The 24,389-nt window shown below is 57.3% G+C and carries 21 protein-coding genes; 8 read left to right on the forward strand and 13 right to left on the reverse strand.

Annotated elements, in window-relative coordinates:
* Positions 1-17 precede the first annotated feature (17 nt).
* The 5 genes from EAO82_RS09785 to EAO82_RS09805 form a co-directional block, all read right to left on the reverse strand.
* Positions 18-476: a hemerythrin domain-containing protein gene (locus tag EAO82_RS09785; RefSeq protein ID WP_096347645.1), complete on the reverse strand. Its 459-nt coding sequence runs from the start codon at positions 474-476 to the stop codon at positions 18-20.
* Positions 477-712: 236 nt separating this feature from the next.
* On the reverse strand, positions 713-1,336 hold the full coding sequence (locus EAO82_RS09790; RefSeq protein WP_096347600.1) for a pyridoxamine 5'-phosphate oxidase family protein: 624 nt from the start codon (positions 1,334-1,336) through the stop codon (positions 713-715).
* Between the two features lie 121 nt (positions 1,337-1,457).
* Positions 1,458-3,743, reverse strand: coding sequence for a tetratricopeptide repeat protein (locus EAO82_RS09795; protein WP_231703320.1), 2,286 nt, complete (start codon positions 3,741-3,743; stop codon positions 1,458-1,460).
* A 58-nt stretch (positions 3,744-3,801) separates the two neighbouring features.
* Positions 3,802-5,973 carry a sulfatase-like hydrolase/transferase gene (locus EAO82_RS09800; RefSeq protein WP_218838655.1) on the reverse strand — a complete coding sequence of 724 codons (2,172 nt, stop codon included), beginning with the start codon at positions 5,971-5,973 and terminating at the stop codon, positions 3,802-3,804.
* 112 nt (positions 5,974-6,085) lie between these two features.
* Positions 6,086-7,801, reverse strand: a complete 1,716-nt coding sequence (locus tag EAO82_RS09805; protein WP_096347599.1) for a diguanylate cyclase — start codon at positions 7,799-7,801, stop codon at positions 6,086-6,088.
* Positions 7,802-8,299: 498 nt separating this feature from the next.
* Between EAO82_RS09805 and EAO82_RS09810 the strand changes: the two genes are divergently transcribed.
* The gene (locus tag EAO82_RS09810; protein ID WP_096347598.1) at positions 8,300-10,375 is read left to right on the forward strand and encodes a putative bifunctional diguanylate cyclase/phosphodiesterase; all 2,076 of its coding nucleotides are present in this window, start codon (positions 8,300-8,302) and stop codon (positions 10,373-10,375) included.
* A 55-nt stretch (positions 10,376-10,430) separates the two neighbouring features.
* Here the strand turns inward: EAO82_RS09810 and EAO82_RS09815 are convergent, their stop codons facing one another.
* Positions 10,431-11,174, reverse strand: coding sequence for a siderophore-interacting protein (locus EAO82_RS09815; RefSeq protein ID WP_096347597.1), 744 nt, complete (start codon positions 11,172-11,174; stop codon positions 10,431-10,433).
* A 238-nt stretch (positions 11,175-11,412) separates the two neighbouring features.
* Here EAO82_RS09815 and EAO82_RS09820 point away from each other — a divergent pair, with 238 nt between their 5' ends.
* Positions 11,413-11,673 carry a TIGR03643 family protein gene (locus EAO82_RS09820; RefSeq protein ID WP_096347596.1) on the forward strand — a complete coding sequence of 87 codons (261 nt, stop codon included), beginning with the start codon at positions 11,413-11,415 and terminating at the stop codon, positions 11,671-11,673.
* Positions 11,674-11,716: 43 nt separating this feature from the next.
* Here EAO82_RS09820 and EAO82_RS09825 read toward each other — a convergent pair whose 3' ends face one another.
* The gene (locus tag EAO82_RS09825) at positions 11,717-12,085 is read right to left on the reverse strand and encodes a hypothetical protein (RefSeq protein ID WP_096347595.1); all 369 of its coding nucleotides are present in this window, start codon (positions 12,083-12,085) and stop codon (positions 11,717-11,719) included.
* A 312-nt stretch (positions 12,086-12,397) separates the two neighbouring features.
* On the opposite strand from EAO82_RS09825, the gene EAO82_RS09830 reads away from it, so the two are divergent.
* From EAO82_RS09830 to EAO82_RS09845, 4 genes are read left to right on the forward strand one after another with little or no spacing between them, the layout of a single operon-like run.
* Entirely contained in the window at positions 12,398-13,936 is a 1,539-nt protein-coding gene (locus EAO82_RS09830; RefSeq protein ID WP_096347594.1) for an MBOAT family O-acyltransferase, read from the forward strand.
* Positions 13,937-13,958: 22 nt separating this feature from the next.
* Positions 13,959-15,884: an HAD-IIIC family phosphatase gene (locus EAO82_RS09835; RefSeq protein ID WP_096347593.1), complete on the forward strand. Its 1,926-nt coding sequence runs from the start codon at positions 13,959-13,961 to the stop codon at positions 15,882-15,884.
* Positions 15,881-16,126, forward strand: coding sequence for an acyl carrier protein (locus EAO82_RS09840; RefSeq protein ID WP_096347592.1), 246 nt, complete (start codon positions 15,881-15,883; stop codon positions 16,124-16,126). Before EAO82_RS09835 ends, EAO82_RS09840 begins: the two co-directional genes overlap by 4 nt.
* A gap of 4 nt (positions 16,127-16,130) precedes the next feature.
* Positions 16,131-17,153: a hypothetical protein gene (locus EAO82_RS09845; RefSeq protein ID WP_096347591.1), complete on the forward strand. Its 1,023-nt coding sequence runs from the start codon at positions 16,131-16,133 to the stop codon at positions 17,151-17,153.
* Between the two features lie 104 nt (positions 17,154-17,257).
* Here the strand turns inward: EAO82_RS09845 and EAO82_RS09850 are convergent, their stop codons facing one another.
* The 5 genes from EAO82_RS09850 to EAO82_RS09870 form a co-directional block, all read right to left on the reverse strand.
* Positions 17,258-18,940, reverse strand: coding sequence for a methyl-accepting chemotaxis protein (locus tag EAO82_RS09850; protein ID WP_096347590.1), 1,683 nt, complete (start codon positions 18,938-18,940; stop codon positions 17,258-17,260).
* 117 nt (positions 18,941-19,057) lie between these two features.
* A complete protein-coding gene (locus EAO82_RS09855) occupies positions 19,058-19,645 on the reverse strand; it encodes a LysE family translocator (protein ID WP_096347589.1) in 588 nt (195 codons plus the stop codon).
* A 47-nt stretch (positions 19,646-19,692) separates the two neighbouring features.
* Positions 19,693-20,535 carry an AraC family transcriptional regulator gene (locus EAO82_RS09860; RefSeq protein WP_096347588.1) on the reverse strand — a complete coding sequence of 281 codons (843 nt, stop codon included), beginning with the start codon at positions 20,533-20,535 and terminating at the stop codon, positions 19,693-19,695.
* Positions 20,536-20,664: 129 nt separating this feature from the next.
* A complete protein-coding gene (locus EAO82_RS09865; protein ID WP_096347587.1) occupies positions 20,665-21,471 on the reverse strand; it encodes an enoyl-CoA hydratase-related protein in 807 nt (268 codons plus the stop codon).
* A gap of 106 nt (positions 21,472-21,577) precedes the next feature.
* Complete coding sequence (locus tag EAO82_RS09870) at positions 21,578-22,324, reverse strand: MauE/DoxX family redox-associated membrane protein (protein ID WP_143520359.1); 747 nt, start codon at positions 22,322-22,324, stop codon at positions 21,578-21,580.
* Positions 22,325-22,511: 187 nt separating this feature from the next.
* On the opposite strand from EAO82_RS09870, the gene EAO82_RS09875 reads away from it, so the two are divergent.
* Together EAO82_RS09875 and EAO82_RS09880 are read left to right on the forward strand one after the other, a co-directional pair.
* A complete protein-coding gene (locus tag EAO82_RS09875) occupies positions 22,512-23,336 on the forward strand; it encodes an NYN domain-containing protein (protein WP_096347585.1) in 825 nt (274 codons plus the stop codon).
* A gap of 35 nt (positions 23,337-23,371) precedes the next feature.
* The gene (locus EAO82_RS09880) at positions 23,372-23,758 is read left to right on the forward strand and encodes a hypothetical protein (protein WP_153274284.1); all 387 of its coding nucleotides are present in this window, start codon (positions 23,372-23,374) and stop codon (positions 23,756-23,758) included.
* A 138-nt stretch (positions 23,759-23,896) separates the two neighbouring features.
* Here the strand turns inward: EAO82_RS09880 and EAO82_RS09885 are convergent, their stop codons facing one another.
* On the reverse strand, positions 23,897-24,319 hold the full coding sequence (locus EAO82_RS09885) for an Sbal_3080 family lipoprotein (protein WP_096347583.1): 423 nt from the start codon (positions 24,317-24,319) through the stop codon (positions 23,897-23,899).
* Positions 24,320-24,389 lie beyond the last annotated feature (70 nt).

Raw genomic sequence — 24,389 nt, forward strand, 5'->3', positions numbered from 1 at the left:
GGCGGCTGACTGGCAGCTTACTTCAGTGCCGCTTTCAGCTTCTTTTGCTTGGCCGCCATTTGCTCGCCCAGCTCGTTCAACTGATCCTTGCTGAGCAATTTGTTCGCTTCCTTGAACATTTCTTCTTCCTCTTCCTCGATATGGTGCTCCAGCAGCTCCTTGAGCACTTTGATCCGCCCTGAAAACTGGAGAGAGCCTGGGTCCGTCGCAAGCAAATCAGGCAGCACTAATTTCTCTACGGCGCGGTGTTCCTCGACGGCTTCGTGATACATCTTGGCTTGTTCCTTGCCTCCAGCCTTTTTGTAAGCCGGGTAGAAGTCCTCTTCCTCCAGCGTGGTGTGCACAGACAACTCCGTCTGAATCTGGGCGAGCAGGTCGGTGCGGGTTTTTACCGCGCGTTCGGTGGTGCCGGTAATCTCTTCCAGCAGCTTCAGGACTTTCTTGTGGTCGTCTTTGAGCAGTTCGATCGCATTCATTATGTTGTCCTCATCAGGTGCTTTAATCACGGTTGCAACCAGGGCTTCTTTCAAGAGGCCTCTCTTTTGCAGGCAACATGCGGAGCTCGCCATTAGCGCGGGGCTTTCGCCGCCCCTCAAATCATGTTGTCTGCTACAGATAGAATGGGCGACAGACGAATAGTTCAGGTAATAAACGCCGCAGCACTTTCTTCAGCCAGTGAGCGAGGTGCTCAAGTGTTTAATGAGCCAGAGAACTAATACAGGGTATCTTGCTGGCGGTCAGGCAGTTCATCATCGTATCGCTTGGCGTCTACTGACCCACTCGACAGCGCCGCCAGGATGGTTCCGGCGCTGGGCAGGGTGGCAGCGGGTTGATTCGCCTGTTCATCCCATAACCGGGATCGCTTGATCGCCCTGGCGCATTGGAAGAATACCTTCTCGACCTCGATCACCAGCACGCATTTCGGCGGTTTACCCTTCACCGCAAAGCGCTCCATCAATTCAGGTTCAACTGTGATGGTGGCCCGGCCGCTCACCCGCAGCGTCTCGCCCACGCCAGGTATCAAAAAAAACAGCGCGACCCTGGGGTCGGTAAGCAGATTGCGCAAACTGTCTACACGCTTATTGCCCCGGCGCTCAGGCAGCAGCAAGGTTTTCTCGTCCTGCACCTGCACAAACCCAGGTGCGTCACCGCGCGGTGATGCGTCCAGCCCGCCATCGCCGCTGGTGGCCAACACGACAAAGGGTGAGGCCTGAATCAGCGCTTGATACAGGGGGTGGATGAAGTCGATTTCCTTCTTTTGCGACACTACGGCGACATCGCCGTAGAGAGCAGCAAGTTGGTCAGCGGTGTTGATGACGTGCTTGGGATCTAGCATTGCGGCTCCCGCTTGGCAGGTGGTGGCAAAGCCTAACCTTATCTCTGGAAGTCAATGTTTGCACACTGCTGTGGCTATTCTGCAGTGAAGCGGCTCGGCCAGGCTGCTACCCTGGCGCGCTTTACCTACCCGCTACCGCCGGATCATCGGGGTTCTGCTCACGCAGTTGCTCCATCAACATCCTCGCCTCTTGTGAGTCCTGGCCACTTAGATAACTTACCAAAGCCAGGCGGAGTTGGCGGTTGGCAGGATCGGCGGCCAATTGCTGTCTGAGCAGTTCACGAGCCTGCTCGGGCTCGCCGCTGTCGTGCAGGGCGATCGCCAGCACGTAAGCGTAGTCGGAGTTGTCGGGTGCCCGTTCATGGGCTTGAGCGAAGGCGGGCAGGGCGTCTGCCAGCTTGCCCTGGCGCACCAGCGCCAGACCCAGCGCGTGCTGCAGGCTGGCTTCCCGCGGATGAGCTTTGAGCGCCTTTTGCAGGATGGCCAGGCCGACCTGCGGCAGGCGGAAGTATTGCTCCTGCCACTGGGCCTGCATGATCACCGCGGGGAAGAAGGCCGCGTCGCGTTCCAGCGCCTCACGCAAGGCAGCTTCAACCTGATCTTCACGGCCGCTGAGTTGGTAGAGCATGGCCAGGTTGAAGTGGGCCTCGGCACGCTCCAGCAGGTTGTTTTGTACCTGCTCGTATTCAGCCTGCAACGTCGGCCAGGCGGTCAGCCCGGATTTGGTTTGCGCCGATAGTTGCGCCAGTTGCCAGGCAACCGCCAGGCGTACGGCGCGAATAGAGTCGGATGCCAGGGGCGCGAGCAGGTCTCTGAGCTGCGTCTCGGTGGCCAGCGCCGGCAAGTTGTTGACGGCGGCGACACGCACGCTGGGATCAGCATGCTGCAGCGCCCCGGCCAGTTGCTGCAGGGCGGCGAGGGAAGGATAGCGCGGCAGTTCGCTGACCAGAGTAGCGACTCTGATAGCCGGTTGATCTTCACGGGCCAGTTGTCTGTTCAGCGCAGCTGCCGCGCCGGGTTTGCCGCCGCGTACCGCTGACAGATCCTGCGCGTACCCGCCATCGCGTGGCTCCGCGTCAGGGTATTGCGCCAGGTACTGGGCAACCAGCTCCGCAGGCTCGGCAGGTTGATGGCAACCCAGGCAGGCGTCGGTATGCCCCAGTTCCAATGCTTGTGCCGGGTTGGGTGAAGTAAAGCTGTGGTCATGCCGCAGATCGTTGGTCATGTACAGCTTGCCCGGCATGTGGCAATTGATGCACTGGGCACCGGCCGAGCCGTTCGGATGATTGTGATGGGCTGGCGAGTCGTAATTTCTTGCCTGCAGGCCGCTGCCCTGAATGTCGGCGCGGATGGGCTGGGCATTGGTGTTGTGACATTGCGTGCATACGCCATTGCCCGTTGCGCGCAGCTCGTTGCTATGGGGGTTGTGGCAGTCGGAGCAGACTACCCCGGCGGCGTGCATCTTGCTCTGCTTGAAGGAGCCATACTCGAATACTTCTTCCTTGATCTTGCCATCGACCTCATAGAGATCTGCACTAAGAATGCTGGGCAGGAAGTCGTCCATAAGCGCATTGCCATGCTGATAGCCGTCATCCAGTGGCGAGCGACGGCTATGGCAGCGGGCGCATACTTCCACCTCTGCTGCAGGGGCGATACTCGGGCTGGTGCTGAAGCCCTTTGATTCGCTTTGCTGCTCTGGTGTGGTTGTCGCATTGTTTTCCGCCCAGGTCAGGTGCTCAGACGCGGGGCCGTGACAGCTCTGGCAGCCCACACCAAGTGCTTGAAAGCGGCTAGCGAAGCTGTCTGTACCGGCGTCATAGTTGCGCTTGAAGTCGGTGGTGTGGCATTCGACGCACATGAAGTTGGCGTTCTGCAGCGCTCCGGTCCAGTGCAGTTGGCTATGGTGATCCACGCCCTGGCCCTGGTATAGGTGAAACCACGCCTGTTGTTGGGTATCCCAGGCCATGCCGTGGGCCTGCAGACGTCCTCCGGGCATCTCCAGCAGATATTGCTGTAACGGCTCCAGACCAAATGTATAGGCCACCTTGAAGTCGGCTGATTGGCCGTTGGCGTCCGGCGTACGGATCACAAAGGATTCATCGTCACGCAGAAACTCGCTGGTCTCGGCATCACTAGCGATCTGCTGCCCGCTGAAATCGCCGAGCACGGTCTGTTCGCTGGCTGGTTGCATGGCCAGTTGATGATGCGAGCCCTGCCAGTCGGCAAAGGCTGTGCTGTGGCAGCTTTGGCATTGGCTTTCCTCCACCCATTGTGGGGGAGCGGAAGCAACCGCCTGTGCGGCTGCGGGCTCAGTTATGGGCGCATTGCGCCCATGCATTACCCACCACGCCGCAGCTGCTGCCCCGCCCAAGAGTAGAATCAGCAGCCATATCCAATACCTGCGCATAGCCGCTTTCACCCTTTGCGGCTAGCACCAGGATGACATGGCTGCACAGCGCAGGCGGTCATTGCGGGCATGGCCCTAGATTGGCATTGATGATGTCTCGATCCAAATCATTGGTGAGACCGTCGATGTTGAAGTCATAGGTGCTTGATCCACCCCAGCGCGCCTGCACTGCGGCCTGGGTGCTTAGATCGAGATCATTCACCACGCCGTCGCCATTACCGTCGCCCGGGCAACTGACCTGAGAGGCCAATACACTATTAAGCTCTGCCTGCAGCAGGTCCAGATTGCCTTGCTGCTCGGAGTTCAAACCCTGGCTGGTCAGCTCGAATTCCGCCCTGTCTATCTGTGGCAAGGTCGAGTTCTGATCAATGGCATAGAGTTCTTCAGAGACTATCTCGATGCCGGAGTCGATAGTGACGTCATAGTCCAGCGCCTGGTTGCGGACCAGTTTGAAATCATCATTTCGCACCGCAATGGTGGTGGTTGGATTCATGGCGATTCGGTTGGAGTCGTAGTTGGCTGGATCGTCATCGTAGATGGCCTGATTCACTTCCCAGCACTGGGTCAGATCGCCCCTCAGAACCGCCGGATCGTCCGCTCCAATACCCCACCAGACCCCGGCGTTGTCTTCACATACATTCTTGCTCACCGGCGTGTGCGAGCAGGAACTGCCGAAGAACACACAGGGGCCGTTGCGGCCGCCGTCCACCTGGATATTCAGCCCGCCCTGGGTAAAGTTGTAATCGCGCAGGCTTTCCTGGGCGGGGTCGGTAAGGTAGGGCTGCATGCTCACTGCGTCGACGCCGCGTGGTACAGCTGCTGGCACATCAATGCCAGCGGTCTCACCGAACAGCTGGAACACATCCGCCGCATTGATCATATGTTCTACCGCACGGCCTGGCGCCTCAACCATGGGGCCTGCGACGATTAACGGCACCCAGACCCCGGTCTGATAGGCGGTGCCCTTGGCACGGTTAAGATCGAAAGGTGCCTTGACCAGATTGCCGAAGCTGCCGTTATCGCCAATCACCACGACCATGGTGTCACTGGCGGCCGGGTCATAGATCAGCGAGCCGTCGGATTGTGCCTGGGCTATACCGGTTTCCACCAGCAGGCGGCCCAGTTCAGTATCCATGGCTTCGATCATTGCATCGGAAAGGCGGCGTTGGTTTGGCAGGCTGGCGCAGTTGCTGTTCAGTTCTGCACTGATACCAGATGGCAGCAGCTCGGCAGGGGGCTGCTGTAGCGGCTTGTGTACCGAGCTGAAGCTAAGGGTTGTCATCCAGGGACCAGAAACGTTCTTGCGCGCGTTGATCCATTCGATGGCGGCGTCGACTTCGATGGTCGAGCGCCAGCCGCGTCCGCGCATGTCACTCAACGGGGCTTCCAGCACTTCTCCGCCTCCGTTGACGACCAGAGGCGATACGTAATGGGCGTTCACCTGGTCAAAGTTGACTTGCGTCGGCGTCTCGCTCTGGCAGACATCATCGGGCACCAGCACCCCACCCCGAGACACACATTGCAGCCCGGCGGAATCACCCAGCGCACTTGCACCTACAATCTCTGTGCACTGGCTACCGGTCGAGGTGGGCACATAGCAGGCGCCGCTGTAGGCACCGTTGGTTTGAGTTTCATCCGGGATGTAACCGCAGCTGTGGGTGCCGGGTGCAGCAACACCGCCAGCGGTGGTGTCGATAGAGCCCGGCTCGCCACTGATCCAGCCATAAAAATTGTTCCAGCCGATTTGCGCTGGTGTGCCGTTGCCGGCTTCGTTGTTCTCTGCCTGGGCCAGGTGGAACTTGCCAAACATCGCGCTCGTATAACCGGCCGGCTCAAGCAATTTGGCTGCGGTAATCTGTTCCGGGTCGGTCTGGGAGTTGGCCAGATCGTTAGGGCCGATAGCCTGATAGATGTTGGTACGTAGCGGATAGCGTCCGGTCATGAGTACAGAGCGGCCTGGGGAACATTCCGGCATGGACCAGGTGTTGCGAAAGCGCACCCCGGCGTCGGCAATGGTGCCAATAGTAGGCATGCTTGGGGCCTCGGCGCCGCCATAGCCAAAAGCGCTGAGCTGATCGATGCCCACGTCATCCATGATCACGAACAGAATATTGGGGCTGGTATTGTCGCTTACGGGAGGGGTGTCATCACTACTTGAGCCGGATCGGCAGGAAACAAGAACAAATAACGCCATCACCAGCAACACTTTCGCGCCGTGCGGAGTTTTCAAGGGGAACCCTTCTTATTATGTAGCGTTAGATTAGGCTGAAGTATCAGGCTATCCAGCAGTGTGCGCAACCTATGGTTAAGCGGACTTGCTACTGCTACGGGGTCAGTGCAGGTCATCCATATTCTGCCTGGGCTAGCTCGGGCGTCTCGAAGCACAGCCGGTTGCGCCCGCTGTGCTTGGCCTGGTATAGCGCCTTGTCAGCGCGGTTGAGCGCGGCTTCGACCCCGTCATTGCCTACCATGACCTCAGCGATGCCAATGCTCACAGTGGAATGCACCACGTCATTGTCGTTGACTGTCACCTCCAGGGCTTGCACGGCTGCGCGCAAGCGTTCTGCGCAGCGGTTGGCCTCTTGCAGATCCGCCTCCGGCAGCAGCACGACAAACTCTTCACCACCGAAGCGTGCCAGTAGATCCTTGGTACGGCTGTGTTTTTTCAGTGTTTGCGCAATACTGACAAGGACCTGATCGCCGCAGCTGTGGCCATACTGGTCGTTCACCTGCTTGAAGTGGTCAATGTCGATCACCAATACCGCCAGCGGCGTGCCCCGATTCTTCGCCAATTCCAGCATGTAATCAGCTTCGGCAAAGAAATAGCGGCGATTGTATAGGCGGGTAAGCGGGTCGGTGGCTGCCTGTTTCTTCAGCTCTTCCTGCGAGGCGCGGATATCCTCCAGGATTTTTATCCGGTGAGAGATGATAAATGCCAGGGTCAGTGCCTCAAGTACAATGCCGATCCCCACCCCATGGCTGCTTAGATAGGAATGCGCAATGATCCCCTTGTAAAACAGCACCGCGATACCGTTAAACAGCACGAAAAAACTGTGGCCGATCAGAAAGTACACTACCAAGGGGTTACCCTTGCGGTACAACGAAATGCTGACAGAGAAGGTCACCACCATCATCAGCGCGGCCAAGCTACTGGCGGGCTTGAGCGCGGCAGAAATATCATACATGCCCCAGATCAGAGTGCCGCTGAGCACCACAAGTAGCGCCTGCAGAATGCGGTGTTCGGTGGGGTAAAAGCGTTTGGTTTCGAACACTGCCATCATGAACAGCATCAGAAAGATCGGCATGGTGATCAGCGAGATATTCAGTTTGAATATTTCGCTGCCATACACATCGAAGGTGCTGGCGATCAACCCGTAGGACAGCGCAATCCACACCAGCCCGGAGATAAGGTAGAACGAGTAGAAGATGTTCTCTTTCTTGCTGGTAGCGAAATACAGCAGGCCGTTATAAACCACCAGAGCGAGCATCATGCCCACCAGCAGAGCGATGTCGGTTTTGATGCTGATCAGCGCGCGCCGGGAGGTTTGTTCATCCATTACCTCAACGGCGAACCATTGATGCGAATAGGCATGGCTGCGCAGGTACAAGGTAGTGGACTGGTCTGCGGGTATCGTCAGGGGGTACACGGCGGTGCCGCGGTACATCAGAGGATCATCATCGATCTCTTCCATATCGAGCGTCTGCTGATCCACCAGGCGGCCACTGCGTTCCTGATAAAAGTCGACCGAGCGCACATGGTAAGCGTGCGGCAGGTGCACGAACAGCGGTTGCTGCTCACCGGTGGCATTGTCCAGGATTACCTTGAACCAGGTCACTCTGGCACTGGTGCCAAGCGTGGTTTTACTGCTGGTGGGGGTAAAGGGCATGGCGGTGATGTCTTGGTAAGTCAGCGCTTGAGAGTCATCGACGAAGTAGCCCATGCTGAAATCGGTCAGCGAGACCGGCCCCTCAGTGATATCGACCCTGGGCTCTGCCCCCGCAACGCTCGCGTTGATCATCAGGAGCGACAGCAATATCAGCTTCTTGAGTAATTCCATTTACGGTTGCCTGTTTCGCTCGTGAGTGCACTGCAAGGCAACCCTTCAGGCTGCTGCATTCCGTTGCGTTCTGGAGTGAATATACTCCATATCGGCGGTACAAGCCCAGCATGGAGCGGAACGATATCTGCCTGGGCAGGTCTTTAAAAGTACAGCCAACAAAGGAGTAATCGCATGTTGAAATTTCTAGGCAGCACCATTGGTATCATTTTTTTGATCGGTCTGGCCGTTGTAATCGGCTTTTTCATGCTGATCTTCTGATCAATTCGCAGCCGCCGGCTCAGCGCCTGTTGAGCCGAATGGCTGACGCGAATGATGGCCTATGGCCTTCTGTCGGAAAGTTGATTCATATTTACAATATGTCAGACATTGGCAATACCGTGAATAGTGACCTGAGGTAGACTTCTCGCTTGGAAACTGCTCTACCGTGCGATGTATGGCTGTTCACGCCCGTGTAGTACCTCAGTTGATCAGAATCCCTCCACGACCTGAGACTTTATGCTGACGGGTAGTTACGACCTTTTCATGGTCTTCATTTCTTTCTGCGTGGCGGTTCTCGCCTCGTACACCGCACTGGATCTTTCCGGCCGCGTTGCCACATCGAAAAAGAATGCTGTGCCCTTCTGGATATGTGGCGGGGCGCTGGCGATGGGCATTGGTATCTGGTCTATGCACTTCGTCGGTATGTTGGCGTTCAGCCTGCCGATTCCCATGGGTTACGACCTGACCATAACCTTGCTGTCGCTGGCCTTGGCTATCCTCGCGTCAGGCTTCGCCCTATGGATGGTGGCGCAGCCGGAGATGCCCTGGTTACATCTGCTGATTGGTGCCGTGGCTCTGGGCGCGGGCATCGCGGCGATGCATTACCTGGGTATGTACGCGCTGCTGATGCAGCCGGGCATTGTTTATGACTCTTTGTTGGTGGGCTTGTCGTTGGTGATCGCGGTCATTGCGTCGGCATCCGCGTTGCTGATCGCATTCCGCTTGCGCAGAAATACGGCCTATGTAAAGGCCTGGCGCATGGGGGCATCGCTGGTCATGGGCGGCGCCATCATCGGTATGCACTATACCGGCATGGCTGCGGCAGGCTTCCCGGAGGGCAGCTTCTGCGCTGCGGCGGTTGACGGGCTGGACAACAACTGGCTGGCCAGCCTGGTCATTGTCGTCACGCTCGCGGTGCTCGGCATCGCGCTGCTGACCTCGGTGCTGGACGCAAAAATGGAATTGCGCACCGACGCGCTGAGTAGCTCCCTGGCTGAAGCCAACAAGGAACTCACGCACCTGGCCCTGCATGACAATCTCACCAAGCTGCCCAATCGCCTGTTGCTGGAAGACCGCATCGAGCAGAGCATGCAGAAGGTCAGGCGCAACGGCGGTATGTTCACCCTGATGTTTCTCGATCTGGATGGCTTCAAGCCGATCAACGACGCCTTTGGCCATCATGTGGGGGACAAGCTCCTGGGGCAGGTCGGGCAACGGCTAACCCAGCGTTTGCGCGCTACCGATACCTTGGCGCGGGTCGGCGGTGACGAGTTTGTATTGTTGGCAGCAGTGGATAACGCCACCGATGCATCCAACATCGCCAGACAGATCATCGACCTGGTCAATCAGCCTTTTCAGGTTGGCGAGCAGGAACTGCGGGTCTCCACCAGCCTGGGCATCGTGATGTATCCCGCAGATGGCGCTGATCAGCAAGAGCTGCTGATGAACGCTGACGCTGCCATGTATCACGCCAAAGCCAGTGGCAAGAACGACTTCAGCTTCTTTAACACCACCATGAATGCCGGCGCTCTGGCGCAGTTGAACCTGCTGCAGGATCTGCGCCGCGCCCTTCAGCAAGATGAATTCGTACTTTATTACCAGCCGAAATTTGCCGTTAATGATGGGCAAATCGTAGGGGCCGAAGCGCTGATACGCTGGCGCCACCCCACTCGAGGCTTGCTCGCGCCTGGCGCGTTTATCGGGCTGGCCGAAAAGTCCGGCTTGATTGTTGAAATCGACAGCTGGGTGCTTAAACAAGCTTGTAAGCAGATGGGCGAATGGTATGCCGAAGGCTACCTCGATTGGTGCGTAGCGGTGAACGTCTCGGCATTGCAATTATCCCAGCCGCGCTTTGTCGACAGCGTTCAAGCAGCCCTTGAGCAAAACGCCCTGCCTGCCAAACACCTGATCATCGAAATCACCGAAACCATGGCCATGAATGACGTCGACGCCAGCATCAAGGTGTTGGAACGTTTAGGCAGCATTGGCGTAGGTGTTTCGATTGACGATTTCGGTTCCGGTCATTCCAGCCTGTTGTATCTGAAAAATTTGCCGGTCAATGAACTGAAGATCGACCGCGGTTTCGTCAATGAGCTACAACACGGCGCCGCGGATGAAGCGATTATTTCTGCAATTGTCAATCTGGGCCAGGCGCTGGGGCTACGCATTGTCGCTGAAGGGGTGGAGACGGCAGAACAGCAGGCATTCCTCTCGAGTATGAAATGCGACGTGCTGCAGGGCTTTTTGTTGGGGCATCCGTTGCCGGCTGAAGATTTTATTGGCAAGTTGGCCAATAAGCGCACTGCCACCTAAAGCATCCAGACCGCCGCAGCGGTCTGAGTGCTTGTCAGCAAAGCCACATTCAACGTCAGCCGGCCTGTACCGCATCGGCCTGTTTCAATTGCTTGTGCTGGTCTTCGTTACTGCCATGCTTCCAGTAGCTGGAAATATACAGGTCAGCCCGGTCTATCTGACGCTCCTCGCGAAAATATTGGCGTAGTGCGCGCATGCCAGTGAACTCGCAAGCCGCCCACACATTGACTCGGCCGTCTGGCCAGAACAGTTGGCGCACACGGTCGGCCAATGTCTCTGGGCGGTGGCCGGGCTCAGGGTTGATGAGCCAGATCAGTTCCATTCCGTGGGGCACGTTGAGCTGTTGAATGTCGGCCTGGTCGATGACCTCAAGTATGGCGGTGCCCCGAGCATCGGCGGGTAAAGCTTCGATATTGACGCTGATGGCGGGTAACGCCGTCATGTCGCCAGCCAGCAGAAAGTAGTCCGCACTGTGGTCGAGCGGTTTTTTCGCGCCAGGGCCGCCAACCAGGATGCTGTCGCCGGTCTGACAATGCGCCGCCCAATGGGAGGCCGGCCCACCGTCGCCGTGCAACACAAAGTCCACGTCCATCTCGCCTGCGCGCTGTTCGCGGATCGTATAGGTGCGCATCAGCGGTTTGTTTTCTGGACCCGCGTCGAACATAAGCTTGATGTAGCCGCCTGCCTGGTCCTCGGGAAAGTCCAGCATGGCGTCGCCGCCGAGAGTGACGCGCAGCATGTTCGGGGTCACGGTTTGCTTGCTAATGACTTGCAGGGTACGGGGTAAAGCGCGTGCCATGGATGTTCCTCGGACGAGTGTCGTCCCGTTTTCGGTCATATGCCAGGCGATACGGAAGGCTGCTTGCCCTCTATTGGGCGCAAGTCAGAATGACATATTAACGCAAAAGGTTAGCGTAGATCGATTGCCGATTTGCGACTCAAGGCGATTTCGCAGCAACAGGCTGTTGCAATGATACGGGTGCCGCCAGACGTTGGCATGAGCATAATGCCGCCTTCGATCAGCAGGGGTGTGGGCTATGTCCGGCAGCAACGAGTGGAGCGGTGCAGATGCGTCCCGCATCATCGAAATGGCCTGGGAAGACCGCACCCCGTTTGAAGCGATTGAAGCCGTGTACGGGTTGAGTGAGCCGGAGGTGATTCAGTTGATGCGCCAGCAACTCAAACCCGGCTCCTTCCGCTTGTGGCGTGCGCGCGTAAGCGGGCGCAAGACCAAGCATGGCGCGCTGCGCGATCCTGGGGTTATTCGCGGTTATTGTCCGACCCAGTACAAGCGCTAGGTCAGCGGAAGATACAGGCGTCCTTGCCTGAGCCTCGCGGGTGTCAAATGCGGAACTGACCCACCAATGAGCCTAACCGATCGCCGAGTGACGACAGATCGCGAGCGGTCTTGGCACCATTGGCGGTTTCTTCTGCCACGCTTTCTACTGCTGTGGCGATCTGATGCACGCTGCGGTTGATCTCTTCCGCCGCCTTGCCCTTTACCACAAACCGATCCATCAGCTCAGGGTCGACGGTGATGGCAGCTCCGCCATTGATCCGCAGCGTCTCGCCCAAGCCGGGAATCATGAAAAATAGTGCAATCCTCAAATCGTTAAGCTGCAGCCAGCCTCTACGCCTTTCGTCATTGATCCGCCGGCGGTTGGTGGTTGGCGTGGTGCCAATGTTACGTCTCTCCGCAGCTTTGGACATTATAAGCCCCGTTCAGTCTTGATCCCTGCAAAATGGGGTCGATTGGTGCCTACTACTCCTACAGAAGAGCAGGCCGTCCTGCTTGTTATGCACATGTTCAGCGCTCGCTCGCTTTGCATCCTCGACAGCTGAGGCTATCAGGTCCAATACTTCGCAGCTCTGCCGTTGGGCACCCGGCAGCAGTGTTGCATGAACGTTTTGCAAATGGCGATGTCCGATTCTTCAACAAGAGTGCTTCGCTTCCACTCAAGTTAGGCCGTTCATGGCTATGCGCGGACCTGAGGGGCTCGTCGCTGAAAGCAGGAGCAAACGATGCTATTTAACTCGCCAGTATTTATTGCAGGTTTTCTACCGCTGGTGCTGTTCGGCTTCTTTGCACTCACGCGCTGCGGTCTTCAGCGCTTGGCAGTAATCTGGCTGACGATGGCCTCACTGGTGTTCTACAGTTGGTGGAATCCAAGCTACCTGCCGTTGCTGGCGGGCAGCATGGTCTTCAACTATCTGGTCGGTGGCTTTCTGCTCCGCAACCCTTCGCGGGTTGCTCTGGCGCTGGGGGTAGGGGCGAACGTTCTGCTGCTCGGCTACTACAAATACACCGGCTTTCTTTTTGGCACGCTGGAGGGCGTTGTGGGAGCGGATTGGTCAATCGGCCATATCATCTTGCCCCTGGCTATTTCATTCTTCACCTTCCAGCAGATTGCCTATCTGGTAGACGCCCGCGACGGTGAAGTGCAGGAGCATGATTTTCTCAACTATTGCCTGTTTATTTCGTTTTTTCCACAACTTATCGCTGGGCCGATCACTCATCACGGTGAAATGCTCTCTCAATTCAATCAGCGCGAAACCTTCAGCATCAAGATCGATACCTTTTCCATCGGGATCACTATTTTTTTGCTGGGTCTGTTCAAGAAGGTAATTATTGCCGATCCTTTGGGCCAGATGGCGACGCCTATCTTTGCCACGGCGGCCGATGGCACTATCCCGTCGCTGTTCGATGCCTGGACCGCGGCACTGACCTATACACTCCAGATGTACTTCGATTTCTCAGGCTACAGCGATATGGCTATCGGCCTGGGGTTGCTGTTCGGCGTCAGCCTGCCGGCCAATTTCAATAGTCCGTTCAAGGCACATAATGTAATCGAATACTGGTCACGGTGGCATATGACGCTGACGCGTTTTCTTACCGCCTATATTTACAATCCGATTGTCATGCGCATGACCCGGGCCAGAATGGCGGCGGGCAAGCCGCAGCCGCGTCGGGGCAAGATGACGGCCGGAACTTTTGCTGCGTTGGTGGCGTATCCGACGATTCTCACGATGTTCATATCGGGCGTTTGGCACGGTGCCGGCTTGCAGTTCATTGTGTTCGGTCTGCTGCACGGATTTTATTTGGTGGTGGTCCACGGCTGGCGTGCTTACAAGGTTCGTCGCGGCTGGTCGCTGGATAGCGACAATGTGCTCTACCGTGTAATGGCGGTGCTCACTACCTTTGGCTGCGTCGTGGTGGCGCTGGTTTTCTTCCGCGCCGAAAGCGTTCCAGCAGCCATGGCAATTCTCTATGGCATGGTTGGACTGGGTGGCTGGGACAGTACTTTCTATCGCGACGTCATGCTGCTGGTTGCCGGTCTGTTGTTTATTGTCTGGGCGTTGCCGAATGTGGAGCAATGGATGAGCCATTTTCGCACTGCACTGAACTTTCACCCTCAGCAAGGCTGGCTCGAACGCTGGTTCCCCTTCGTCAGCTGGCGGCCTACGCCCGTGATGGGCGTAGGCGTCGGTGTGGCAGGTTTTTTCGCGCTGGCGATGGCTTTTTCCGCTGCGCCGACTGAATTTCTGTATTTCCAGTTCTAGAGCGTCAAAAAGGAGCAGCCCAATGGAGCAGCTTTTCTGGCTACCCATACATGCCGATCTTGGCAAGGCCATCGGCGAAGCAAGGCAAGAAACTGACCCGGCGAAATGCTTGAATGCATTGGCGAATCTCGCCGGATACCGCCGGGATTTTACCCTGACCAATCGCCTGGACCGTACGGCAGGCAAACTGATTGCCGATCTGGTCGCCAAGGATGCTTGTAAAACTGCCGGGCTGACCCCGTTGCGAGTGGCGATTCTGTCTTCGCATACCGTGGACCATCTGTTGCCCGCCTTGCGTGTCGCCGGTCTGCATCGCCGGCTGGCGATATCGGTGCACGTTGCGTCCTATGGTATGTATCGTCAGGCGCTCTTGATGGAGGATCCTGAGATGGCTGCCTTTGCGCCGCAACTGGTCGTGCTGGCCCTGGACGCGCGGGATGCGCCACTGCAACTGCCGCTGGAAAGCGCGGAGGAAGATGTGGCTGCTGCGGTTCAGGACAAGGTCGCAGAGTTGCGTAAGTTATGGTTCGCAGCAAAAAAGCGCTATGCCGCACAGGTGGTTCAGCAAACTCTGGTGCCGCTGGATTCGCCTGTTTTTGGATCCTTCGAGGCCTTGGTTCCTGCCGCTCCTTATGCAGTGATCGAGCGGTTGAATACGGCCATTCGCGAGGCGGCGCGGCAAGATGGCGTGTTGTTGCTCGACCTGGCCTGGCAGGCCGCACAGGGCTGCTACGGCAAAGGCGTAGGTGACCCGGTGCGCTGGCACCAGGCCAAGCAGCTGGTCAGCCCCCATCTTGCGCCCCTGTATGGTGACCAGCTGGCACGCGTTGCTGCGGCCGCCGCTGGGCTGTCACGCAAGTGCCTGGTACTGGATCTGGACAATACGCTCTGGGGCGGCGTGATCGGTGACGATGGAGTGGAGGGCATTTATCTGGGCCCGGGCACGCCCTCTGGCGAGGCTTTTCTGGCCTTCCAGCAGTACGTGACTCTGCTGGCCAAGCGCGGGATTATTCTCGCTGTATGCAGCAAGAACGACATGGCGGTCGCTGATGCCGCCTTCAAGCATCCTGATATGCTGCTCAAGCGTGCCGACATAGCGGCGTTCGTTGCTAACTGGGAAGACAAAGCCAGTAACCTGCGGCGCATCGCCTTGATGTTGGATATCGGCTTGGACAGTCTGGTTTTTGTGGATGACAACCCAGCCGAGCGCGACATTGTGCGGCGGGAATTGCCCGAAGTAGAGGTGCCGGAGCTGCCGGAGGACGTCTCGGATTATCCCGCGTGTCTGGCTGCTGCCGGGTACTTCGAAACCATCTCCTTTACGTCCGATGATGCGGCGCGCAGTCGCAGCTATGCCTCGAATGCCGAGCGCAAGGCCTCGCTGAGCCAGACCGCGGACATTGAAGGCTATCTGCGGGGCCTGGACATGACCTTGACCGCGACGTTGGTCGGGCCGGCGGAACTGCCGCGAACGACTCAGCTCATCAACAAGACCAATCAGTTCAACCTGACTACCAAGCGTTATAGCGAAGCCGAAGTGGCGCGTTTGGCTGAAGACCCAAGCGCGCTGGTGCTGGCTGTGCGCCTGCGCGACAAGTTTGGCGATAACGGACTGATCAGTGTGGTCCTGGCGCGACCAGACGCAAGCGTCGAACCGGATGAATTGCTGATTGATAGCTGGCTGATGAGCTGCCGGGTGCTTGGGCGCCAAGTGGAACAAGCCGTGCTTGAGGTCGTGGTGGCCCGGGCCGCCGAGGCTGGATGGTCGGCACTGGTGGGGGAGTATCGGCCAACAGCACGCAACAGCATGGTCGCCGAACACTATGCTCGGCTCGGCTTTGTAAATCGGTCGGCCCCAAAGGGGGCGGAATCAAATTCAGTGTTTTGGCGCTACAACCTAGGTGCCGCACCCAATGGCACACACTTTATAAAGGTCGAAAACCCATGAATGAACAAGAAGTGCTTAGCGCTCTAGAACCCATTTTTCGCGACATGTTCGATGATGATGGCATCGACCTCACGGCCGATACCACGGCCGAAGACATAGACGGTTGGGACAGTTTGGCGCATGTGAGTTTGATTGTGGCTGCCGAACAGCGGTTCGGCGTCAAGTTCCTCACGGCAGAGTTGGATTCGCTGCACGATGTCGGTCATTTCGCGCAGTTAATCAGCAAAAAGCTTAACGGGTAACTTTATGTCCAATGGCACCAAAGACACAGCATTGAACGATAAGGGCGCAGGCGATTCGTCGTCTGGCGCTACCGCCGAGGCTTGCAGCTTTCCGGCAAGCTATCTGCTCTCGTTGTTCGGCGGCGTCCTTGCATGCCTGATCGCGTTCTGCCTGTTCCTTTTCGGACTGCAGGTGACGGACAATCTGCCGCCGCCGGCCTTTTCCAACAGTCTGTGTTTGGATGAAAAACTCAGTTTCATGCGCGACAATCCGTATGCAAGCCCTAACCTGCTGGTGGTCGGATCTTCGGTCGCGTGGAGACATGTGGACGGGGAAACGCTGGTTTCTCATGTCCCCGGTACTCGGCCGCTAAACGGCGCTTTCTGCGGGCTCCAGGCTAACCAGACGCAGCACGTGGCGGATTGGCTGCTTGAGCGTGAGCCGACCATCAAGGAAGTGGTGATGATAGTCGACGTGATTGACTTCGCCCGCTGCAGCAAAGTGCAAGATGCGGTTTTTGACCGCAAAGATGTCGACGACTACGTGTATGAAGATGCTCCGGCTTTCCCTTATTACATGCGCTATTTCGCTCCGGTATCGCTTATGCGCAATTCGCGTACGGTTCAGGACCACCGTACAAACGAAAACGGAATGCACTTGTTGAAGTTTACCCAATACGGGGATGGCCCCTTACTGACTGACCAGAGCAGGGGCTTGTTCTACGGTCAGCCAGACCCGCTTGACTCAACCTGCTTCGAGGCATTGAACTCTCTGGCTACCCGACTCAAGGAAGACGGCCGCAAGTTCATGGTCGTTTCTACACCGCTGCATCCGCAATGGAAGGCGCAAATAGACCCTGGTGGAACGCTTCTGGCTAATTTCAACCACGAAATAATCAAATCACTTCAGAGCACCGGAACTCATTATTGGGACGCCGATGCAGAGTGGAGGCCGGGGGAAGAAGCTTTCGTCGACGCCATTCACATGCGCTGGCCAGCTGCCCAGCGGTTTTCCCAAGCTTTGGCCGAAGAACTCGTCGCCCACTAATCGCCACCCATCGGTATCCTGGGGTTATTCGCGGTTATTGTCCGACCCAGTACAAGCGTTAGGTCAGCGGAGGTACAGGCGACCTTGCCTGAGCCTCGCAGGTATCAAATGCGGAACTGACCCACCAATGAGCCCAAACGATCGCCGAGTGACGACAGATCGCGAGCGGTCTTGGCGCCATTGGCGGTTTCATCTGCCACGCTTTCTACTGCTGTGGCGATCTGATGCACGCTGCGATTGATCTCTTCCGCTACGGCCGTTTGCTCCTCCGCGGCGCTGGCGATCTGCGCGTTCATGGAGTTGATGGTGCCGATCAGTCGTGCGATGGCATCCAGTGACATGCCCGCTTTATTGGCGTGCTCGCTGGTGACTTCACCGGCATCGCTGGAGCGGCGCATTGAGACGACCGCAGCCTCCGTGCCCTGTTGCAGGCGCTCGGTCATGCCCTGAATCTCCTGGGTGCTCTGCTGGGTACGGCTGGCCAACGCACGGACTTCATCAGCCACTACCGCAAAACCTCGGCCTGCTTCACCGGCACGGGCGGCTTCGATGGCTGCGTTCAGCGCCAGCAGGTTGGTTTGTTCGGCTATCGAGCGAATCACGCCCAGCACGCTGACGATCGACTGCACATCCTTTTGCAGAGTATCCAGCGTGCTGCCGCTGCTGCGGATGTCCTGCACCAGGGTATGAATCTTGGCGATACTGCCATCAACGATGGCTTTGGCATCCTGGCCTTCTCGATCAGTTTGTTGCGCCGCTTCTGCTGCGCCCTGGGCGCTTCGGGCCACTTCCTGCGCCGCAGAGGACATCTCGTTGATGGCCGCGGCGACCTGCTCGGTCTCGCTGCGCTGTTTACCCATGGCAGCGTCGGAACGCTGGGCCTGGGACGATACGTCTGCAACCAGCACCGTTAGCTGGCCGGTCATCTCCACTGTCTGCCGTACCAGCCCGTGTACCTTGTCTACAAAGCGGTTGAACGAGGTCGCCAGCTCACCAATTTCGTCATTACTGGTCACGGGTAGCCGGCGGGTCAGATCGCCTTCACCCTCAGCAATGTCGTCCAGATTGCTCTTGATCTGTTGCAGTGGGCGCAGCAGGGTGTTGGCCAGGATGACCCCTGCGATGCCAAAGACAATCAACAGCACGGTCGCGATCACCAGGATGCTGGTAATAATGGTGTTCACGCGTTCGCTGATGGCTGCTTCCACTTCGGCGAGTTGTGCGTCTATACCATCCAGGTTGATGGCTGTGCCTATAGCCATATCCCATTTGGGCAGGTAATAGCTGTAAGCCAACTTCGGCACCGTGACTGCTTCATTGCCGGGTAACGGCGAGGAGTAATTGACGTAGTAGCTGTTATCTTTTGCTACGCGAACCAATTCACGGTTGATATAAACGCCGTTCGAATCCTGGCGGTTAACCAGGCTGTTGCCGACGTCTACCGGACTGTCACCGCGGAAGAGTCTGACCACGTCGGAATCATGGCCGAAAAAGTAGCCGTCTTCGCCGAACTTTATCTTCGATAGCACGGCAATGGCTTGCGCGCGGCTGCTCATATCGCCGTCACTGGCGTTTTCGTAAAGTGTCTGAACCGAACCAATGGCGATCTGGATGTAGTTGCGCAGCTCAGTGCGGCTTTCTTCCATCAGCCGCTCGCGGGTGGTTTCCAGCTCATGCTCGGCCAGATTATTCAGGATCTTCGCGGCGGCGCCGCTCAGTACCAGGGCAAAAAGAATGACCGGCACGAGAGCCAGCAGGACGACTTTCGATTTAAGGGACATGCGCACGTGCTTCTCTCCGAGAGGTCGGCAGTCATACACATGCCGTTGCTTGTCTATCGGCAGCGTCGAAGGTTACTGAAGAAGAAAACCACGAAAGAAACTCCTTCCGGACGGTTTTTTCAGCTACCCCAGCAAACCAAGCCAGCCTGACAGGGCGAGCAACAGCCCCATCAACTGATTGAACCGGCGCAATTGGCTGGGTGAATTCAGGCGCGCCTGCGCTTGCATGCCCAGCCAGGCCCAGAGCAGCATGCAGGGAATGGCCATCAACAGAAACAACAGCGCCAGCAACCAGGCGGGCGCGTTGGCGCTGGCCATAAAGACGCTGACCACCGCCAGCGCGACTGTCCAGGGCTTGGGATTGATCAGTTGCATCAGCGCCGCCACCCAGCCACTCAAGGGCTGTGCTGTATGCGTATCAGTTTCGACTTCTGCTGGCGCATGAGCGATTTGCCAACCCAGATAGGTCAGCCAGAGCGCGCCTGCCCAGCCAAGTAGCTGGGCCGCTACCGGCACTTCCAATAACGTCTGGCCCAGACCAATACCCACCGCCAGGACCAGCCCGGCCGATGCCAGACAACCCCCGGCGATGATGGGTAAGGTTGCGCGCAGGCCGAAGCGCGCGCTGTTGCTCATCGCCAGAAGGTTGGTCGGGCCAGGCGTGATGGAAGCCACAAAGGCAAAAAGCAGAAAAGGCAGCAGATGAGTCACGATGAATCTCCCGAGATTAGTTGTCGGGAGTTATTCTCCGCGCCTGTTCAACGGCCGTCTGGAAGGTGCGTGCAGCGCTGTTGATATGCTGCTGGAGTCAAGCCGTAAGCGCGTTTGAACCAACGCCCCAAGTGGCTCTGGTCGGCGAACCCCAGGCCTGCGGCGACCAGTGCCGGCGACTCGCCCGCGGCCAACTTGCGACGCGCCTGGGCCAGTCGCAGTTGCACCAGGTAAGCGTGTGGCGCCAGGCCGAAGGCAGCCTTGAAGGCACGATTCAAGCGGAAGCGGTCGACGCCTGTGAGGCTGGCCAGATCGGTCAGGCTGACATCGTCCTGCAGATGAGAGTGCAGGTAGTCCCGTGCCTGCCGGGCCACCTGCGGCATGCGTGGGTCGGTTTCGGTCCGTCGACGCCAGTGCATTTGGCTGGTCAGCTGTGTCAGCAGGTAGTCCAGCGCCGTCTGGCGCACAATGCGTAGCTCCTGCTGATGCAGGGTCTGAAAAGTACTGGCGATAGCAAAAATCAGTTTTGGCGACTGTGCCACGGTCATGCTCATGGCCGGCACGCAGTCTTCAGGCGCATCGCCAAACAGGCTACGCAGCTCCTGTTCCAGCCAGCGCGGATCCAGATACAGCATGGAGTAGGTGAAGCCATCTGTAGTGGGTGCTTCGCCATCGTGAATCTCGCCTGGCTCAAGCAAAATGACCTTGCCCGGCACGCTGTCATAAAGCTGTCGCCCGCAATGAAAGCGTTGTACTCCTTGCTCGGTAAAACCGACCAGATAGCTGTCGTGCCAGTGCGGGTCGTAGGCATGCCCCTCAAAATGCGCACGAATGGTCTCAATGCCGGTGTCGGCATCCTGTTTGAGATCAATCCAGTTACGTGTGCTCATGGGCATCAAGCCGGTAGAAGTGGGTCTACCGCATCATAACGCGTGGGGCGGGGGTGTCTGGAAGATTTGTGCAAATGCGGTTGGGGTCAGCCCCATCCGCATTTCTGCAGACCGGTGAGCAACTGCGTTTCAGCCTCTGCCCGGTTGGGGAAAGCGTGGTGCACGTTTTTCCTTGAAGGCGGCAATACCTTCTGCTGCCTCTGCACCACCCAAAGCGACCGCCATCAGCTGTTTTTCATGGTCAAGTTGCTTTCTGAATGCGTCCTGATCGGGGCCGAGCAATTGCAGGATCGCGCTCTGCGATGCCCGCGCACCCTCGGCCAATTGCTGGCCTAGCTCCAGCGCGACCTGCAAAGCCGTTCCCGGCTCGACCACGCGGTTAACTACACCCGCCTGCTGAAACCGTTCTATCGGCAAGCGTCCGCCAAACAAGGCAATCTCTGCGGCTAACTGATGGGGTAAGGACTGGGCAAGAAAAGCCGAGCCGCCGCCATCTGGCACCAGCCCGGCTTTGACGTAAGCCATGGATATATAGCTGCCGCTGGCCGCCACGATCAGGTCAGCAGCAAATGCCAGCGATGCTCCGGCCCCAGCGGCGCCACCCTCAATGGCAGCAATCACCGGCTTCGGGCAGAACTTCAATTTCAGCACCAGATCATGCAGGCGCTGGATCAGCGCCGCACGTTCCTCGACGGGCAGGGCAGCACGGGTTTCCAGCGAGCGTAGATCACCACCCGAACAGAAGAAGTCACCGGCGCCGCGCAGCACCAGATTGGCGATTTGCGGATCTGCCAGCGCGTCGTCGATATGCTTTTCCAGCAATATGTACATCGTCGTTTCAAGCGCGTTGCGCTTGTCTGGCCGGTTCAGTGTCAACACCAGTGTGGGGCCGCAGCGTTCAGCCAGAATGATGTCGTTGGTAGCGGGCAATGTCATGGTGCCTCCGTAGTCGAAAAATCAGTGGCTACGAATATACCTGTTTGGGTCGCGGCAGCAGGGCGCATAAGCTGGTTGAATGGTGGTCAATCCAGCTGCTGGTAAATCAACCGCCAAAGTATCTGAACATCCACAACCCCATAGCCATCATCATCAGATTTTCAGTCAGCGATACAAAACCCAGCGGCACACTGCTGCCGCCGCCAACGCAGGCGCATTTAAGCTCGCGTTTATCGATGTACACGGCCTTGAATACTGACGCCGCCCCGATGGTACCGATAACCAGAGCTACCGGAATGGCAAGCCACAGCAAGGCCCCGGCTACCATCAACACGCCGGCAAACAATTCGGCGTAGGGATAAATATAGGAGTAGGGCACTTTGCGGCGGGCGAGCAGATCGTAGTTGAGAAACATGGTGGAAAAGCTCTCGATATCCTGCAATTTGAGCAGCGCCAGAATGCACATGCTGAAAGCGATAAACAGCTCGACAGTTCGCAGGCTCAGCAGCGCCCCACCGGCCATCCAGATCACCGCCAACGCCAGCAGTGCGGCAACCCCGAATACCGCCAGGACCGGTCTGTAACTGGTATCATCGGCGGACTTTACCTCTTTGCCAAAATGCCGGCGCAGATCGTCGTAACCGCCGATACGCTGCTCGCCGATAAAGGTTTGCGGGGTGGTATCAACATCATGCTTGGCCTTGAATGCGTCGGTTTCTTCGCGGCTGGTCAGCCAGTTGTCGTCCACGCTGTAGCCTTGCCGCCTGAGCAGATCAAGCGACTTCAGACCAAATGGGCAGAGGTGCTTTTTCATGACCATGCGGTAAAGCGTGGCGTGTTTTGCCTGAGTCATAGACTACTCCTCTAGTGTTGTGGGCATCTTCTTGTGGCACGGCGATCCGGCTTAGGTTCCATTGGTTTCCCTCAAGGGGCGAGCGCAGCTTGAAACGCTTTACCTCATGGCGACTTGCGGCTAACGTCAGAACTAATTCCGTATTCAAAACAAGGACGCCATGAATACCACCTCCAGGTCGACTGCCATGCAGGACTTAACTAACGGAACCGAGGCTACAGTTGCGATTCTGGTGGACTGCGATAACGTTCCGCCGGAAATCCTTCCTTACGCACTGCGCGTTGCCGCCCAGTTTGGCCGCGTGGCGTTGCGCCGCGGCTACGGCAATCACACCACGTTGGCAAATCGCTGGCAGGAAGCCTTGGTTCGCCAGGCGTTCACGCCGCATCTGCAGTACCAGTACGCTTCGGGCAAGAACACCGCTGATATCGCGCTGGCGCTGGACGCGCTTGAAGCCATGTTTGACCAACGCGCCGACACCTTCTGCTTGGTTACCAGTGACTCCGACTTCGCCTACCTGTGCCGCAAATTACGCGAGCGCGGCTCGCGCGTGTGCATAGTCGGCGAAGCGAAAACGCCGCAGGCACTTCGTAACGCTAGCGACCAGTTTTTTGAATGGTCGGCTGATGATGCAGATCCCGATGGCACTAGCGATTCGGCAGAAAAAGCCCCGGTGAAACTGGAGTCCGCCGCCAAGCCCAAAGCCCCGAAGGTAGAGCCGAGCAAAGAGCTGGTTAAAGATCTCGCCAAGGAAACCAACAAACCACCGGTCAAGCAACGACCCCGTTTTGTGGTGGAGGCAGTCACTCTGCTGGCCAGCGAATCATCCGAGGGTAAAGTCGGCCTGGGCGCGCTCGGGCAATACCTTAAGCGCACTGATCCAGCCTTTTCCCCCAAGACCTACGGGCATTCCGGGTTGCTGGACATGGTGAAGACCTATGATTTGTTGGAATTGAAACAGGAAGCGGGAGCGGGATGGTTTGTAGTGTTGGCGGACGTGAAGAGCGGATGATCCCGTCCCCCTAGATGAAGGCTGGAGGCAAGTTGTTGGATATACGCCTAAGAGCTGCTGCTGCGATAATCACCGCATTCGCAATGTGCGTCCCGCTATTTGTGGTCTGTTTTATTGGCGATCCTCGTTATCCGGCGACATCTGGTGAGCTTGGCTTTTCCTCGGCAGCCTTCCTTCCCGCGTTGGCAATACTTCTAGCCACACCTTGGCGAAAAACCCAGATAGCAATGCTGTTATTGTTAACAATGATCTTTTTCTTGGCTCTTTTTGAGGGGATCAAACCTACCAGCCAGCTTAATCACGAAGGTTCTGACCTGGCTTTTCTGTTCTTGCACGTAATGCACTTTTTGCTAACTCTCGTGATCCTGGTTTTGCTATGCGGCTGGAGAGCTATAAAGCGCATCCGCCGCGTACCGTATTAAAGTGTCGGATGACACGCCAGAAGCCGCTTACGCTCTAGCGCTTTTTTGATTGGTGCTCTTAGGTGATTGCCGCACGGCCAAGGTTGGTCAATACAGATAACGCGCGTTGAGAACGCTGCTGTTCGAGCTGCGAGCGCGTCACTTGCCGAGCAACTCATCCACGACAGGATCCATTTTTGCTTTCGTACTTTTCCATTTCGTCAGATCCAATCCGCCTTTACCCTTGAGGTGATACTGCGCGAAGCCGACTTTTCTTCCGTGGTGCTCCAAGCGGAGCTCTGCGTGATGCAGGTATGTGGTCACGTCCCAATTTTTCAGCGCGGTATAGGTCATCGTGTACTCGCAGCCGGCGGGTATCTCGTTTTCAAATACTTGAGTACCAATGTCGTGATACTCGATTCGGCTTCTCACAACGCTGAGGAAATCGGCAACAATCACTTTGGGGTTTTCTTCGATGCATATTTGCTCGGGCATTGTCTGTGTGCTTATCGGTTGGACTTGAATAGAGGTACACCCGGCTCCCAGCAAGGCAAGTGCGGTAATGGAGAGTATTTTTTTCATTTTTATATTCCGGTTCGAGACTACTGAGGCCCAGAAAGAGGGCAGGACGTGGCCGGGTCCTGCGCGAGCG

It is taken from the genome of Halopseudomonas pelagia (assembly GCF_009497895.1).
GTDB classification, from domain to species: Bacteria; Pseudomonadota; Gammaproteobacteria; order Pseudomonadales; family Pseudomonadaceae; genus Halopseudomonas; species Halopseudomonas pelagia_A.